This is a genomic window from Dehalococcoidia bacterium (assembly GCA_035574915.1).
GTDB lineage: Bacteria > Chloroflexota > Dehalococcoidia > DSTF01 > WHTK01 > DATLYJ01.
Window position 1 is genome coordinate 1 of sequence record DATLYJ010000118.1, and the last position, 15,255, is coordinate 15,255.

At 68.3% G+C, this 15,255-nt stretch carries 15 protein-coding genes; 12 read left to right on the plus strand and 3 right to left on the minus strand.

Annotated elements, in window-relative coordinates; translation table 11 throughout:
* Positions 1-209 precede the first annotated feature (209 nt).
* Positions 210-1,568, plus strand: a complete 1,359-nt coding sequence (locus VNN10_11140) for a glycosyltransferase (protein HXH22577.1) — start codon at positions 210-212, stop codon at positions 1,566-1,568.
* Here the strand turns inward: VNN10_11140 and VNN10_11145 are convergent.
* Positions 1,556-2,896, minus strand: coding sequence for a glycosyltransferase (locus VNN10_11145; protein HXH22578.1), 1,341 nt, complete (start codon positions 2,894-2,896; stop codon positions 1,556-1,558). The two genes, VNN10_11140 and VNN10_11145, sit on opposite strands and share 13 nt — an antisense overlap.
* A 63-nt stretch (positions 2,897-2,959) precedes the next feature.
* Here VNN10_11145 and VNN10_11150 point away from each other — a divergent pair, with 63 nt between their 5' ends.
* The 8 genes from VNN10_11150 (at position 2,960) to VNN10_11185 (ending at position 10,791) form a co-directional block, all read left to right on the plus strand.
* Positions 2,960-3,547 carry a methyltransferase domain-containing protein gene (locus VNN10_11150; GenBank protein ID HXH22579.1) on the plus strand — a complete coding sequence of 196 codons (588 nt, stop codon included), beginning with the start codon at positions 2,960-2,962 and terminating at the stop codon, positions 3,545-3,547.
* A 4-nt stretch (positions 3,548-3,551) separates the two neighbouring features.
* Positions 3,552-4,184, plus strand: coding sequence for a dTDP-4-dehydrorhamnose 3,5-epimerase family protein (locus VNN10_11155; protein ID HXH22580.1), 633 nt, complete (start codon positions 3,552-3,554; stop codon positions 4,182-4,184).
* A gap of 115 nt (positions 4,185-4,299) precedes the next feature.
* Positions 4,300-5,352 carry an NAD(P)-dependent oxidoreductase gene (locus VNN10_11160; GenBank protein ID HXH22581.1) on the plus strand — a complete coding sequence of 351 codons (1,053 nt, stop codon included), beginning with the start codon at positions 4,300-4,302 and terminating at the stop codon, positions 5,350-5,352.
* The gene (gene rfbD / locus VNN10_11165) at positions 5,352-6,242 is read left to right on the plus strand and encodes a dTDP-4-dehydrorhamnose reductase (protein HXH22582.1); all 891 of its coding nucleotides are present in this window, start codon (positions 5,352-5,354) and stop codon (positions 6,240-6,242) included. Before VNN10_11160 ends, rfbD begins: the two co-directional genes overlap by 1 nt.
* Positions 6,243-6,277: 35 nt before the next feature.
* A complete protein-coding gene (locus VNN10_11170) occupies positions 6,278-7,990 on the plus strand; it encodes a LuxR C-terminal-related transcriptional regulator (protein HXH22583.1) in 1,713 nt (570 codons plus the stop codon).
* 41 nt (positions 7,991-8,031) lie between these two features.
* Positions 8,032-9,177, plus strand: coding sequence for a glycosyltransferase family 1 protein (locus tag VNN10_11175; protein HXH22584.1), 1,146 nt, complete (start codon positions 8,032-8,034; stop codon positions 9,175-9,177).
* On the plus strand, positions 9,174-9,908 hold the full coding sequence (locus VNN10_11180; protein HXH22585.1) for an aminoglycoside adenylyltransferase domain-containing protein: 735 nt from the start codon (positions 9,174-9,176) through the stop codon (positions 9,906-9,908). The genes VNN10_11175 and VNN10_11180 overlap by 4 nt, the downstream gene beginning before the upstream one ends.
* A complete protein-coding gene (locus VNN10_11185) occupies positions 9,898-10,791 on the plus strand; it encodes a glycosyltransferase family 2 protein (protein ID HXH22586.1) in 894 nt (297 codons plus the stop codon). Before VNN10_11180 ends, VNN10_11185 begins: the two co-directional genes overlap by 11 nt.
* Before the next feature lie 2 nt (positions 10,792-10,793).
* Here the strand turns inward: VNN10_11185 and VNN10_11190 are convergent, their stop codons facing one another.
* Both VNN10_11190 and VNN10_11195 read right to left on the minus strand, forming a co-directional pair.
* A complete protein-coding gene (locus tag VNN10_11190; protein HXH22587.1) occupies positions 10,794-11,888 on the minus strand; it encodes an MraY family glycosyltransferase in 1,095 nt (364 codons plus the stop codon).
* A 7-nt stretch (positions 11,889-11,895) separates the two neighbouring features.
* A complete protein-coding gene (locus VNN10_11195) occupies positions 11,896-12,441 on the minus strand; it encodes a GNAT family N-acetyltransferase (GenBank protein HXH22588.1) in 546 nt (181 codons plus the stop codon).
* Positions 12,442-12,700: 259 nt separating this feature from the next.
* Between VNN10_11195 and VNN10_11200 the strand changes: the two genes are divergently transcribed.
* From VNN10_11200 to VNN10_11210, 3 genes are all read left to right on the plus strand, one after another.
* Entirely contained in the window at positions 12,701-14,431 is a 1,731-nt protein-coding gene (locus VNN10_11200; GenBank protein HXH22589.1) for an NAD+ synthase, read from the plus strand.
* A gap of 117 nt (positions 14,432-14,548) precedes the next feature.
* Positions 14,549-14,920, plus strand: a complete 372-nt coding sequence (locus VNN10_11205) for a VOC family protein (GenBank protein ID HXH22590.1) — start codon at positions 14,549-14,551, stop codon at positions 14,918-14,920.
* Positions 14,917-15,255 (plus strand): hypothetical protein (locus VNN10_11210; GenBank protein HXH22591.1); only part of this gene is annotated, 339 nt, incomplete at its 3' end. The genes VNN10_11205 and VNN10_11210, both read left to right, overlap by 4 nt.

Consider the following 15,255-nt stretch of genomic DNA (forward strand, 5'->3'; position numbering starts at 1 on the left):
CAGGTTGCGCCAGCAGAAGGAGGCGTGGATGCAGTACTCCGGCTGCCAGATGACCTCGATGCTCTCGCCGCGGTAGACCCGCTGGACACCCTCTCGCTTTCGCTCTTCCACAGGTCGTTCCATCGCGCCCTCCCCGGCTGAGGTCAAGCTCGGCATAGTCTATGCTTTCGGAGCCGAATGCGCCTCAGGCGCGGTCGCGGGGAGGCAGCTTGAGCCGCATTCTCGTCATCAGCCGCAACACCGTCGGTGCGCAGATGTCCGCGCCCGGGATCCGCGCGCTGAACGTCGCGCGCACCCTGGCGCGGCGCGTCCCGGGCGCGCAGGTCACGCTCGCCGTCCCCGGCTCTTCGCGGCCGGCCGGCGCGGAGGCCTTCTCGGTCGCGCCCTACAGCGCCCGGAGCCTGCCGCGCCTGGTCCGTGATCACGACGTCATCATCGCGCAGTACATCCGCGCCACGGCCATACCATTCCTGGCCGGCAAGCGGGTGGTGCTGGACTTCTTCGCGAACTTCATCGCCGAGTGGCTGGAGCTCTGGGCGGAGTGGCCCGACGACCCCCTGCGCGACGCCAACATGGAGGCGAACCGGCGCTACCTGAACCTCCAGCTCTCGCTCGCGGACTTCGTCCTGGCGGCGAACGAACGCCAGCGCGACCTCTGGCTCGGCACGCTCGCGGCCATAGGGCGCGTGACGCCGGCGGTGTACGACGCCGACCCCTCGCTGCGCAGCCTGATCGACGTGGCGCCTTTCGGGGTCCGGCCCGAACCGGCAGTCGCGCGCAAGCGCGTGCTCAAAGGAGTCTACCCCGGCATCGAAGCAGACGACTTCGTGCTCATCTGGAACGGCGGCGTGCTTCACTGGTACGACCCGGCGACGCTTCTGCAGGCGATGGCGCTCGTCGCGAAGACTCACCCGAAAGTAAAGCTGTTCTTCCTCGGCACCAAGTACCCCATCTCCGACCCGATCGAGGGCAAGACGCTGACTGACATGCTCTCCCTTAGCCAGGCGCTCGGCCTTACCGGGCGGACAGTCTTCTTCAACGAGGGCTGGGTGGATTATGACGACAGCGGCGACTTCCTCGTCGAGGCCGATGCCGGCGTCTGCGCTTATTTCGACAACCTGGAGACGCACTTCGCCCACCGCGTCCGCCTGGTAGACCTCATCTGGGCGGAGGCGCCGATCATATGCAACGAGCGCGACGAAGTGGCCGAGATGGTGCGAGAGAAAGGCCTGGGCATCTCCGTCCCGTTCCGCGACGTGAAGGCCATGGCGGAGGCCATCATCAAGATCGCGGACGATGACGACTTCCGCGACGCGTGTAAGGCCAACGCACGGGCGCTCAAGCCAGCCCTCAGCTGGGAGAACTGCCTGGCCCCCCTCGTGCGCTATTGCAGCGAGGCGCCGGCGGCGAGTCCGAGCCGCTCTCCCGTCGCCAGCGCCGTCTTCGCTGGCTCCTACGTCCTCTCCAGGCTCGACCAGATGGCGCGAGGGCTCGCCGCCGGTAAGCCGGCAGCGGAGCGTCGGCGCGAGGCGGCCGCGCGCCAGGCGCAGGCCGCTCAGCCGGCCTGACGCGCCTCGAGAAAACCCTGCACGCGCGCGACCTGGCGCTCGAGGAGGCGCGCGGCGAAATACGCCGCCCCGGAGCGCAGGATGGGGAAAACGCGCCGGGAACGTGGCGTTGCGATGCCGTCCTCCCGGCCAAGAAAGCGCACCAGCGGCTCGAGAGCCGCCTCCCACGTCATCTCGGCTGCCCCCGAGGCGAGGTTCGCGCGGCAGGTCGCCAGGAACTCGTCGTCCTCGGCGACCCTGAGGAGCGCCTGGTAGACGGCCTCTTCGTCCCCCTCGGGAAGGGCGATGCCCCAGCCCTTCTTGCGCACCATCTCGGCAAGGACATCGCCCTCGGTGCACAAGATCGGGAGGCGCGCCCAGATGTAGTCCTGGAACCTGGTACGGTGGGCGAAGCGGGTCTCGGCATTCGTGAAGTAGGTGGTGACGGCGGCGTCGGCGTCCTGGAGGAAGCGAGTCACCTCCTCCTGGGACAGCCACTCCGGGTGCATGTAAACGCCGCGTTGCCACAGGCCCAGGCGCTTCGCCTCGTCGATCGCCTGTTGGAGGCGCAGTCCCTGGCCCAGGCGCGTCTCGCCGGGATAGCTGGTCCCCAGGAAGAGGAGCTTCAGCCGCGGGTGCTTCTTTCGCGCCCGGTGCAGCGCCCGGATCAGGGTTACGGGGTCGTACCAGTAGAGGATGCCGCCCAGCCACAGGAGCAGCCTGTCGCCTTCCTCGATGCCGGGGTAGGAGCCTTTGATGCCGCCGCTGCCGGAGGGGAACGGCTCCGGGCGGACGCCATGGGGCACGACGTCGATGAGGCGGCGCAGGGTCGGGTCCTGCTCGTAGGTCTCGACGGTCAGCAACCCGAGCGACGCCATCACGCCGATATAGGCGTCACGCTGGCGGTCGTTGGCGCAGGTCACGAAGTCCGCAAGCTGGAGCTGGAAATTGACGTAAAGGCGCCCGGCCGCGGTCCACAGGTCGCGGTGGAGCCCGCTGTAGAGATCGCGCCCGAGCTCCATCCACTCGAAGTGGAATTGCGAGAAGAAGTCGAGCACCAGGAGGGGGCGGCGCAGGAAAGACGAAGCCAGCCCGAGAGACAGAGGGAAGGACATGCCGATGACGGCGTCGTACGAGCGCGCCAGTTCGAGCGCCCGCAACGGCTGGTAGTAGATGACCTCGTGCTCGGCGGAGCCCAGGCTGCGGAAGCCCTCCGGCACGGCGATGTCCACGCGCGAGCCCGGCAGCGCTTCGCGGAGGACGCGGCGCATGTTGACGTAGCGGATGCCGGGGCTGGACATCTGCCGGCCGATCGGCGTGCGGCTGAGGATCAGGATGCGCTGGGCCATCGAGGGAAAATCCTAACATCCGCGGTTCGTGCTAAAGGTGACAGGTTTCTATAATCCGGACGCATGAAGCCCGTGGTAATCGACATCGGCTGCGGCGAACGGAAGACGCCCGGCGCCATCGGCCTGGACATCGCGCCGCTGAAGACGGTCGATGTCCTTGGCGACGTAACCTTCGGCCTGCCCTTCAAGGACTCCTGTGCGGACGCGGTCCATGCCTCCCACCTGCTCGAGCACTTCGACGACCTGCCAGCGGTCATGAAAGAGGTATGGCGCGTGTGCAAGCCCGGCGGGCGCTTTTACGTGACGGTACCGCACTCGTCATCGCACTACATGACCTGGCGAGACCCGACCCACCGGCGGGGCGTGAACCTGAGCACGCTCACCTATTTCGACCGCACGACCTTCGAGGGCAACCTGTTCGCCTACTACTCCGGCGTCGACTTCCGCATCGTGTACAGCAGGCTGAGGTTCGTGGCCGGAGGGAACAAGGGGCGCTACGCCCCCGGGCGGAGGTTCCTCACGGCGCTGTTTACGGACTTCCTGGAGGCGGTCGCGAACCGGAGCCCGGGCGCGCAGCGCGTGTGCGAGCGTTGGTGGGGGCACTGGTTCGGCATCGCCGAGGCCTACGCGGTCCTGGAGGCGGTGAAATAGGCTCATGAAGATCCTCGAGATCAAGGACCTGGCCCTCGAGGGCGTGCAGGTGGTGCGCTTCGGCCGCTTCCTGGACGACCGCGGCTACTTCACGGAGCACTATCGGAAGAGCGACCTGGCGCCGCGGCTGGACCACCTGCCGGAGTTCGTGCAGTGCAACGAGAGCTTCTCCCGCGCCGGCACGATAAGGGGCCTGCACTTCCAGTGGAGCCCCTACATGGGCAAGCTGGTGCGCACGCTCTCCGGCCGCATGGTCGACTTCATTCTCGACATCCGTAAGGGCTCGCCAACGTTCGGGAAGATCATCGCCTATGACCTCCCGGCGAACCGCGATGCCGATTACGACGAATGGATCTGGATGCCCCCTGGGTTTGCGCACGGGAACGTGTTCCCGGAGGACACTCTCATCGAGTACTTCTGCACGGGCGAATACAGCCCCTCGACGGAGGCGGGTATCTCGCCCTTTGCGCCTGACCTCGATTGGTCGATGTGCGCCCCGGAGCTGAAGCGCGTCTTCGATGAGGTGAGCCGCAGGACGAGCCTGGTGACCGAGAAGGACCGCAACGGATACACGCTTGCCGCCTGGACCGCCAGCCCGCTCTCCGACAACTTCATCTATCCGTCAGGAGCGGCCTAGGCCGGGCGCACCGCGTGCGACAGTGGCCGTTATACAATGGGTGAAATATTAGACAGGTGCGCTGTCCCGAAGGCCGCGGTCGGCCAGGCGGCCCGCGCACCGTGAGAGGGACCTATTGCGAGTCCTCGTGACCGGCGGGGCCGGATACATCGGCTCGATCTTGACGCGCCAGCTACTCGACCGCGGGCACCAGGTCCGGCTTCTCGACCGCCTCTACTGGGGACTCGGCCCGATCCGTGAGGTCCTGCCGCAGGTGGAGGTGGTCCACGCGGACATCCGGGACGTGCAGGACGAATGGTTCCGCGGCATTGACGGCGTCATACACCTGGCCGGCCTCTCGAACGACCCGACGGCCAACTTCGACCCCCAGGCGAACTGGGAGATGAACGCCGAGGCGACGGTGGCGCTGGCGGAAGCGGCGCGGCGCAACGGGGTCGAGAGGTTCGTGTTCGGCTCCAGCTGCTCGTTGTACGACGGGCTCCCGGACGGCGCCACCTACGACGAGGAAGCCCCGATAGCGCCCCGGGGCCCGTACGCCGAGTCGAAGCGTTTCGGCGAAGTGAAGCTGCTGGAGATGGCTGGGCCGGACTTCTGCCCGGTGGTCCTGCGCCAGGGGACGGTCTTCGGCTGGAGCCCGCGCATGCGCTTTGACCTGGTGGTAAACACCTTCGTGAAGGACGCCTTGACCCGCGGCCGCCTGCTGCTCCACGGCGGCGGCTGGCCATGGCGGCCATTGGTAGACGTGACGGACGCGGCCGCGGCCCAGATCGCAAGTCTGGAGGCGCCGGCCAGTGACGTGCGGGGCCAGATCATCAATGTCGTGCAAGGGAACTACCAGGTGCGCGAGCTGGCGATGCTGGTGGCAGGCTCCGTTGGGTTGGTGCGCGGCCACGTCGAGCTGGAGACTGCGCCGGAGCCGCCGCTGGTGCGGAACTATCGCTGCTCGAACCAGAAACTGGTCCAGCTCCTGGGGTTCACGCCGCGACGGACCGTGCTCGAATCGGTTGACCACATGGTCAGCGTGTTCACGAAGCAGGACCGGATGGACTTCGGCCATCCCCGCTACTACAACATCGACTGGATGCTGCTCCTCAACGAAGTGCATGCTGGACTCCATCCCTTCGACTACGTCCTCCGCCGCGGTGAAGCGCGGGCCCTGAACGAGTAGTGGCCCGCGTCGCCCTCATCGGCAGCAACGGCCAGCTGGGGTCGGACATCGTGCGCCTGTGGCCGCAGTCGCGGCTCGCCGCCCGAGGGGTCGAGCTCGTGAGCCTTACGCACGCTGACCTGGAGGTGGCCGACCGCGCGGCCGTCCAGTCCGTCCTCACCGGCATCGGCCCCGAGGCCGTGATCAACACCTCGGCCTTCCACCGCGTCGACGACTGCGAGACGCAGGTGATGGAGGCGTTCCGGGTAAACGCGCTCGGCGTCAAACACCTGGCCGAGGCTTGCCGCGACCTCGGTGCGGTCCTGGTGCACTTCAGCACCGACTACGTGTTCGACGGCGCGAAGCGCACCCCCTACAGCGAAAGCGATGCCCCGAACCCGATTAGCGCTTACGGCGTTTCGAAGGCGGCCGGCGAGTACATCCTGCGCTACACGTTGCCGGATGGTCACATCCTGGTACGCTCCTCGGGCCTGTACGGCGTGGCCGGCGCAAGCGGCAAGGGCGGCAACTTCGCGGAGACGATGCTGCGGCTGGCGCGCCAGGGCCAGCAGATACGCGTCGTCGACGACCAGGTGTCGGCGCCAACCTATACCCACGACCTGGCCGAGACGCTCTTCCGCGTCCTGGACAGCGGCGCCCGCGGCACCGTGCACATCACGAACTCGGGCCAGTGCTCCTGGTACGAGTTCGCTTCCGCCATATTCGAGCTTGCGGGCCTGAAGCCGGACTTCAGGCCGGTCTCGTCCGCCGAGTTCGGCTCGCCGGCGAAGAGGCCAGCGTATTCGGTGCTGGCGAATGACCGGCTGCGCGCCCTGGGGATCGCTCAACCGCGGCCCTGGCAGGAGGCCCTCGCTGACTACATGAAGGCGAAGGGGCATGTGCCTGGCTGACGGTAGGCAATAGTCCGCTGCGCTAAACTGCCGGCGTGGCCGAAGGTCGCAACCGTCCCAACGCCAAGTTGACGCCTCGCGAGCAGGACGTGCTCGAGCTGATGCGAGTCGGCCTCAACGACGACCAGATTGCCACGCAGCTCGACATTAGCCCCGCCGGTGTCCGCTTCTACGTGGGCGAGGTGATCGCCAAGCTCGGCGTTTCGAGCCGGCAGGCCGCCGCGGCCTGGAAGCCCCCGGAGGAGCCAACGACATGGCAGAAGGTGGCCGCTGCCCTCAGGCGCCCGCGGGCGCCGCGGCTTACCCGCCTGCGGGCCTTCGTCCTCCTGGCGCTGGGGATTGTCGCCGCGCTCTACGTGTGGGGCATCTTCTTCCCGGCGGAGGAAGAGGCGCCCCGGACGGGCGTTTCCGTGCAGTGGCTTGCGGTGGACCCGCCGCCAGTGGACCTGAGAGAAAGCGCGCGTCCTTATGCCGGCATGACGGCAGACGGCGCCGAGGACATCTGGCGGGTGTACGTGGCTGACCTCGGCGGCTCGCCGCGGCTGCTGCACGAGACGCGCCGGCGTGCGGGCACGAGCGTGTTTCTCGATGACGGCAGCGCCGTGATAACGGCTTTCTCGTCGCAGACCGGCCTCGGTGAGACCGTGACCGGATTCGTTGCGCTGGACCCCAGGGACGGCTCGGTGCTCTGGGAGCGGGTCTTCTCGTCGTCGGCCGGGGCCCGTGTTTCCCGCGACAGCGGCAGGATCGCGCTTACAGGGACGCCGCGGGTAGCGGCGTCCCGCCAGGTCTACATCCTGGACGGCGATGGCGCGAGCAGACAACTCGTGAGCAAGCTGCTCTACGGCTCCCTGGGGTCCTGGTCGCCGGACGGGCGCCTGCTCCTCGTGGGCGCGTTCGTGTCCGGCGAGACTTCGAGCCGCTTCTATGCCCTCGCTCCCTACGAGGATGAGGCAGTCGACCTCGGGTTCTACCGCGCCACGCCATCGTGGTCTCCGGACGGACGGCGCGTGGCGGGGTTCGAGGGCAACGACCTGGTGATCTTCGAGCTGGAGTCGCGTTCTGCGAAGCGGGCCCCGCTTGGCCAGCGCGTCGAAGGCGCGACCGCGGGCCAGCTCTCTGGCGGGCTCGTCTGGAGCAACGACGGTGCCTACGTCTCCGCCGCGGGTACTGTGGTCGAAGCTGCCACCGGCCGGATCGTCCACCAGCAGCCCGTCGAAGTGGTCTTTACCTCCGCGTCGCCGGACGGGCGCTGGGTAGCGGCCTCGACGACGGGCGTGCCCTGTGGAGGCACGTCCCGCGTTTCCACACGCAGCCCGGCCTCACCGAACAAGACTTTCGCCACGGATATGTCAGGCGGCCGTACGCTGGAACTCCTGGGCTGCGGCGATGGCTTCTTCACGGCCCAGCGCTGGCTCTCCCCGAGCGCGCTCCTGCTCAGCGGGACGCCCTGCACCACGGGCTGCACCGTGCCGCCGACGGCCGTGCTACTGGCGTCGTTGCCGGACGGCAGAGTGCGCAGCCTCACGGACGCCGGCGGCGAGGTCCTTGCCTCGGCGGCTCCTTCGCCTGACGGCGAACGGGTCCTGGTCGGCGGGCGGGCGCTGCGGCTGTACAGCGGCCGGGGCGACCTCCTGCGGACGATAGAGGCGCCGCCCGGAATGTACGTCACGGGGCTCTCGTGGGCCGCCGACGGGCGCACCTTCGCCTACGTCGTGGGCCCAAGAGTGGTCAGCAGCACGCCTTAGTCGGCTTGACCCCCACTCTGCGCGCGGAGGAGTCTAGGAGCATGGCCTCCCGGGCGCTCATCGCCTTCGACTGCTCCTCAGTCCCCCCGCAGCCTGCCGGCGCCGGTATGTACACGCTGAACCTCCTGCGCGCACTCGCCCGCATCGACGCCGGCCACGACTACCTGGTCTACGCCCGCTCTCACACGCTCCCGCTGCTCGGCGGCCTGCCCGCCAACTTCAAGGTGCGGGACATCGGCCCGAGGTCGCGCTGGGGGCGGCTGCTCTGGGAACAGACCCTGCTACCGCTGGACCTGCGGCGCCGGGGCGCCCGCCTGATGCACTCGCCCCACCACACCACGCCACTGCTCTGGTGTCCCTGCCCTCGCGCAGTCACGGTCCATGACGTAACCTTCTTCATCCTGCCGGAGCGCTACCCGCTCGCGCGCCGGCTCTACTTTCAGGCGCTGACGATGGCCGCGGCGCGCCGGGCGCGGGCAGTAATCGTCCCCAGCGCGAGCGTCGCCGACGAGGCGTCGAGCTTCCTCGGCCTGCCCCGCGCCCGGATCGCCGTGACACACGAAGGCATCGACTCCGCCTTCAAGCCGCTCGACCGCGAGGAGTGTCAGAGACTCGCCGCGGAGCGATACCACCTGCCGGAGGGCTACATCCTCAGCCTGGGCACGCGGGAGCCAGGAAAGAACCGCGAAGCGATACTGTGGGCGATGCGGTATCTCGTCGACCTCGGCCATTCGCCCCACCTGGCCGTCGTGGGACAGCCGGCTTGGGGTGCTGCGCAGGAGGAAGGACTGGTCGCGAGGCTCGGCCTGTCGGAGCACGTCCACTTCACCGGCTACGTGCCCCAGGAGGACCTGCCCGCGCTGTACAACGCCGCGTCCGTGTTCGTGTTCCCTTCGCTGTACGAGGGCTTCGGCCTACCCGTCCTCGAGGCCATGGCCTGTGGCACGCCTGTGATCACATCGAATGTGTCCGCGCTGCCGGAGGTCGCGGACGGCGCCGCCATTCTGGTGGACCCGCGCGACGCAAGGGCCATAGCCGACGCGATCGAGCTGGTCTGGAGCGACCCGGAGGAACGCCGGCGCCTGTGCGAGGCGGGGCGTGGCCGCGCGGCGGCGTTTACCTGGGACGCCTGCGCCGAGAGGACTCTGGCCGTCTATCGCAGGCTTCTCGGCGAGGAAGCGCCGTGATTACGACTCTGGATGAGGTCGCGGAACCGGCGCGAGGCGCGGTACGGCTGCTGCGCGCCTCGTTGCTGCGAGGCCTTGGCGACGACGTTGCCGCTATCTGGCTCTACGGCGCCACGATCTTCGGCCCGCGCGCGATCGACGTTGACCTGCATGTCCTCCTGCGACAACCACCGGGAGCAAGCGGCAGCAAGGCGATTCAGGCCGCGCACGACACCGTCGAGCGCGAGAACCCGGGCATCGACCTCGACACCTGGTACATCCTCCTCGACGACGCCCGCAAGCCTGAGCCGCCGCCGAACGTCGGCCCGTGGCACCCGGGCGTCCGGGACGAGCACTGGGCGCTACACCGGGCCCACTGGCTGGCGGGCGCGGTGATCGTTGTGCATGGGCTGGCGCCGCAAGGCATCGTGCCGCCGCCGGAGTGGCAAGAGATCGAGCAGGCCCTGCGGCGCGACGCCGAGGAGGCCGGGCGAGTCCTGAGTGGCGGCTCACCCTACTGGACTCTGCAGCTCTGTCGCATCCTGGCGAGCCTGGAGACCCGGGACGTGGTGCGCTCCAAGCTCGATTCGGGCGCCTGGGCGCTGGAGCGCCTCGGGCCCGGGTTCGCGCCGATCATCCGCGCCGCCCAGCGGTACTACAGCGGCGTGGCGCGCCCTGGAGACCTCGACCTGATCAAGTCCGGCTATCCGGCCTTCTACGAGGCCCTGAAGCGCCTGATCGATGCCGCCTGAACAGCTGCTTTCGTTCGTCATCGTGAGCTTCAACGCGCGCGAACACCTGCGCCGCTGCCTCCGGTCGCTGTTCCGGCATCAGCGCGGCGCGTTCGAGGTGGTCGTCGTGGACAACGACTCGCGCGACGGCAGCGCCGACATGGTTGCGCGCGAGTTTCCGGCCGTCCGGCTCATCCGAAGCACGGTAAACCGCGGGTTCTCCGCTGGCGCGAACCTCGGCGCCTCCGAGGCCCGCGGAGACGTCATCGTCTTCCTGAATCCGGACTGCGAACTCAGCGATGATGCTTTCAGCGCGGCCGCGGCGTATTTGCGCTCTCACCCGGAGGCAGGCGCCCTGGGCATCAAGATCGTGGACCCGGACGGGCGCCTGCAGCTCTCAGTGCGGCGCTTCCCCGACCTTACGGCTTCCCTGTTCAACCGATACTCCCTGCTCACCCGCCTTTTCCCCGGCAACCCGCTTTCGCGCCGCTACCTCATGACCGATTGGTCCCACGATGAGATCGCCGAGGTGGACTGGGTGTCCGGCGCCTGCCTGGTGACCACGCGCGCCACGCTGAAGAACGTCGGCTCCTTCGACGAGGGGTACTTCTGGGGCTTCGAGGACGTGGACTTCTGCCAGCGAGTCCACCGCGCCGGGCTCAAAGTGATCTATTTCCCGCAGACGAAGGTCACGCACGAGATCGGCGCCAGCGCGCGCACCGTGCCTTCGAAGGCGCTGATCGCGCGGCACAGGGGGATGTGGCGCTACTACCGCGCCTACCTGGCGCGATCTGCCCCACTGGATGTGCTGGTATTTGCCGGCATTTGGCTGCGCTGCGCCCTGATGCTGGCCACGGGCTGGCTGCGCAGGAAGCTCACGGAGCTCCGCGACCGGGCTATGTAAGGCTACTCGCCGGCAAGGCGGCGCCGAACGCCCGCCAGCCTCCGGCTGCGCCACATGGACACGAGATACCCCAATTTCCCCAGGACCAGGGCGACGAGGACTGCGAGCGCCAGGAAGATCGCTGCTTCCGCGAGCAACGAATCGGCATAGTGGGTACCGAGGGCTGCCGCGGCGAACAGGGCCGAGAGCGTGTAGAGGGCGACCAGGACGCCGCGCGGGCCAAGTTCGAGCTGCTCCAGGCGGTGGTGGATGTGGTCCGTATCTCCGCTCCAGGGCTTCCGCCCTTCGAGGACGCGCCTGGTCGCCGCGAGCAGGGTGTCCAGCACGGGAAAGCCGAGAGCGAGCACGGGCACGGCCACGAACACGCTTTCCTCGATGCCCGTGGCGCCGCGTATGGAGAGAGTCGCGAGGACGAATCCGAAGGCCTGGGCGCCGGCGTCACCGAGGATGAGCGGCGCCGAAGGCAGGTTCAGGGGCAGAAAGCCGAGGCCGGCGCCGGCCAGGGCAACGCAGAGGAGGGCCACGGCCGGATGCCCGGTGTCCGCGGCCACGGCCGCGATAGCCGCGGCGGCGAACACGCTGACTCCGGTCGCCACGCCGTCCTTGCCATCGATCAGGTTCATCGCGTTGGTGAAGAAGACGACCCAGAGAAGGGTCGCCGGGAGGGCGAGGAGGCCGAGGTCGAGCGCGCCGCCCCAGGGGAAGCCGATGGCCTCGAACCGGTAGCCGGCCGCGAAAACGGCGCTGCCGGCCACGAGTTGCCCCGCAAGCTTCTGCCAGGGCCGGATGGCGCGCCAGTCATCCACGACGCCGGTGGCAAACACCAGCGAGACGGCGCCCAGGTAGCCCAGGAACTCCGCGCGTTTCGGGTTGAAGTACTCCGCTGCCTTGTCGGAGAGCGCGGCGGCAATGAAGGGCGCGGCAGCGAAGGCCGCGAGCACCGCAAAGCCGCCGACCTGGGCGCCCCGGCCGGGCGCCGACCGCAAGCCCCCAAGGGGCCACGAAGCGGGGAGGCGGGGCATGACCTGCACGAGCGAAGCCGAGCAAGCGAGGGCAACGAGAAAGCCTGCGGCGAGTGCGGCTACGTAGGGATCCATCCGGCGGCTACTGTAGCACCTGCGCCCTTATGCTGGCGCCTCGAGGGCGGAGGCGTTTCACCATTCGCACGGAGACCTCCTCGACGCGCTCGCGGCTGCCGTCGCCGGTGTAACGCCACCAACCGTTCAGGAACGGCTGCCCGACACGCCGGAAGCCGGCACGGTGGTACAGCTTTCGGGCCGGGTTGTCGGCACGGACCTCGAGGTGGACCGACCACAAGCCTCGCGCGCGGGCTACTCCGACGACGTAATCGACGAGGGCGGTCCCGATCCCCCGCCTGCGCCACTCCCTGCCGACCTCGAGGGCGAAGAGATGCAGGGAACGGGGCGGGTCGCCGGGCTCGTGAATGCTGACGGTGCCGGCGAGCTGCCCATCGATCTCTGCGACGACGATCTCGCGGAATCCGAGCTCTTGCTCGCGCCAGCGGACCTCGAGCTGGGCCTGGGTGACATCGTCCTGCAGGGCGGCGGCCAGGGCGGGAATTTCCTCGAACCTGAGGGGCCGGAGCCGGAGTCCCTCGATTGCAGTCCTGGTGGTGATAAGAGCAGTCATGCCGGCGTCCCGTTCTAGGATAGGCCGCGGGAGCATACGCGGCGAAGGCTCGCCTTCGAGAGTGACCCGGAATACCCCGGCACGCATGCACGGTCCGACCTCGAAGGAGGATTACTCCCCTGGCGAATTTCTCGATGACTCCTCGCCGTTTCTCCCGCGGGCAAGCGGTTGCCCGCCCGCGATGGTGCCCGGGCCGGGGCGCGCGTTTGACCCGCCCACCCCGCGCTGCCGATAATCGCGACATGGGAGAGTTAGTGTCATGAGGACACTAAGGGTCGCCCTGGCGCAGATAAACCCGACGGTCGGGAACCTGAGCGGGAATGCCCGCCTGATCCTCGATTACGCCGAACGGGCGCGGTCCGAGGGCGCCGACATCGTCGCCTTTCCTGAGCTGGCCCTGCCGGGTTACCCGCCAGAGGACCTCCTGCTACGCCACAGCTTCATCGAGGATAACCTCAAGGCGCTGCGGCAACTGGCGGCGGAGATTCGCGGCCTGACCGCCGTGGTCGGCTTCGTCGACTTCGATGGCGACCTGTTCAACGCCGCCGCCGTAATCAGCGATGGCCGCGTGGCCGGCGTCTACCACAAGAACTTCCTGCCGAACTACGGCGTCTTCGACGAGATGCGCTACTTCAAGGCCGGAGAGTCATCGCAGGTGTACGAGATCTCCGGCGCGCGCGTTGGCGTGAGCGTCTGCGAGGACATCTGGTACCCGGAGGGGCCGGCGCGCTCGCAGGCGCTCGCGGGAGCGGACGTCATCGTCAACATCAACGGCTCGCCCTTTCACCACGGCAAGCGGGCCTACCGCGAGCGCATGGTGGCCACCCGCGCCGCCGACAACGCCGTCTACCTCTGCTACGTCAACCTCGTCGGTGGCCAGGACGAGCTGGTCTTCGACGGTAACAGCATGGTCTTCGACCAGGACGGGGAGCTAGTGGCGCGGGCGCCGAGTTTCGAGGAGCACCTGCTCCTGGTCGACATCGACCTCGATTCTCTGTATCTGGGGCGGCTCCACCTGCCCCTGCGGCGCTCGCCTTATATCGAGCGCGGCGATAACCAGGTGACGCAGGTGTTCGTGTCCGGGCCGCGGGAGGTGGCGCGGGCGCCGCTGGCCAGGCCGACGCTTGCCGAGCCCGACGACCTCGCCGAGGTTTACCAGGCGCTGGTGACAGGCACGCGGGACTACGTGCACAAGAACGGCTTCGAGACCGTGATCGTCGGCGTCTCCGGCGGCATCGACTCGAGCCTGGTGGCGACTATCGCCACCGATGCCCTCGGCCCCGAGCACGTCATCGCCGTGTCGAACCCTTCGCGTTTCTCGTCCGAAGGCTCCATCGCGGACGCCCGTCAGCTCACCGAGAACCTCGGCATTCGCCTCCTGATCATCCCGATCGAACCGGCGCACGAGGCCTACCTCCAGATGCTGTCGAAGGTCTTCGAAGGGACGGAGCCCGGCACCGCCGAAGAGAACATACAGTCGCGCATACGGGGCAACATCTGGATGGCGCTTTCGAACAAGTTCGGCTGGCAGCCGGTGCTGACCTGCGGCAACAAGAGCGAGATGGCCACGGGCTACGCGACCCTGTACGGCGACATGGCGGGCGGCTTCGCCGTCATCAAGGACGTGCCGAAGACCCTCGTCTACCGCCTGGCGAGGTACCGGAACGAGATCGCCGGGCGGGACCTGATCCCGAAGGCGGTGTTGGAGAAGCCGCCATCAGCGGAGCTGCGGCCGGGCCAGCTGGACACCGATACGTTGCCACCGTACGAAGTGCTGGACCCGATACTCCAGGCCTACGTCGAGGAGGACCGGAGCATCGAGGAGATCGTGGCGATGGGGTTCGACGAGGCCGTCGTGCGCAAAGTGATGCGCATGGTGGACTTGAACGAGTACAAGCGCCGCCAGGCGCCGCCAGGGATCAAGATAACGCCGCGCGCTTTCGGCCGGGACCGCCGGCTGCCGATCACCAACCGCTATCGCCCCTGGTAGCGATTGACCTCCTGACAGCGCCTTCCTAAGCTGCAGCGGCCGGCGCGGGCCGCGGCCCGACCGAGACGCCGGAGCAGCAGGCCCCCGCGCAGCCGCGAGGGCCGGAAAGGGGGCATCGTGGAAGAGGTCTCATACGTTCGTGTCAGCCCGACGCTTCCCGTGCGTGACGTCAGGAAGGCCATCGAGTTCTACCAGAGGGCGCTGGGCCTGGAACAGCGGTCGGTGTACGGCGACCCGCCGACCTTCGCAATCGTCGGCGCCGGCGATGTCTTCATCCAGCTGTCGCTCGACCGTGAGGGGTCGACAGCGGGCCGCGCCGGCTGCTACATCACGGTCACCGGTGTGGAGAGACTCTTCGAGCGCTGCCGGGCCGCTGGGGCCGACCTGGACAGCGGCCTGGCCGTGCGCGACTACGGTATGCGGGACTTCGTAGTGCATGACGCCGACGAGAACCACATCAGTGTGGGCGAGAGCGTGAGGGCGGCGTGAGCGAGCGCGCACCGCTGGAGTTCTGGGAGATCTGGTACCCGCGCGCCACCGCGACGGGCATGCTTGTCGGGCGGGGCATGCTGGACCCGACGGACGTCCTCCTGGCCCACGCTGTGCCCGACATCATCACCGTCGAAGTGAGCTCTCGCGATGGCCGGCGCCTGGCTTACGGCCGGCAACTGGCACGCACGCTGGAGTCACCGATGTGCCGTCTGACCCGTCAGGGCGACAGGATCACCCGCGAAGACATCTGGCCGACCGAGGCCGACTACGGCCGGCCGGTCCTGCTCCCTGGCGGCGAGGTCGGCATCTTGCTGTCGTGGTGGAACGCGGAT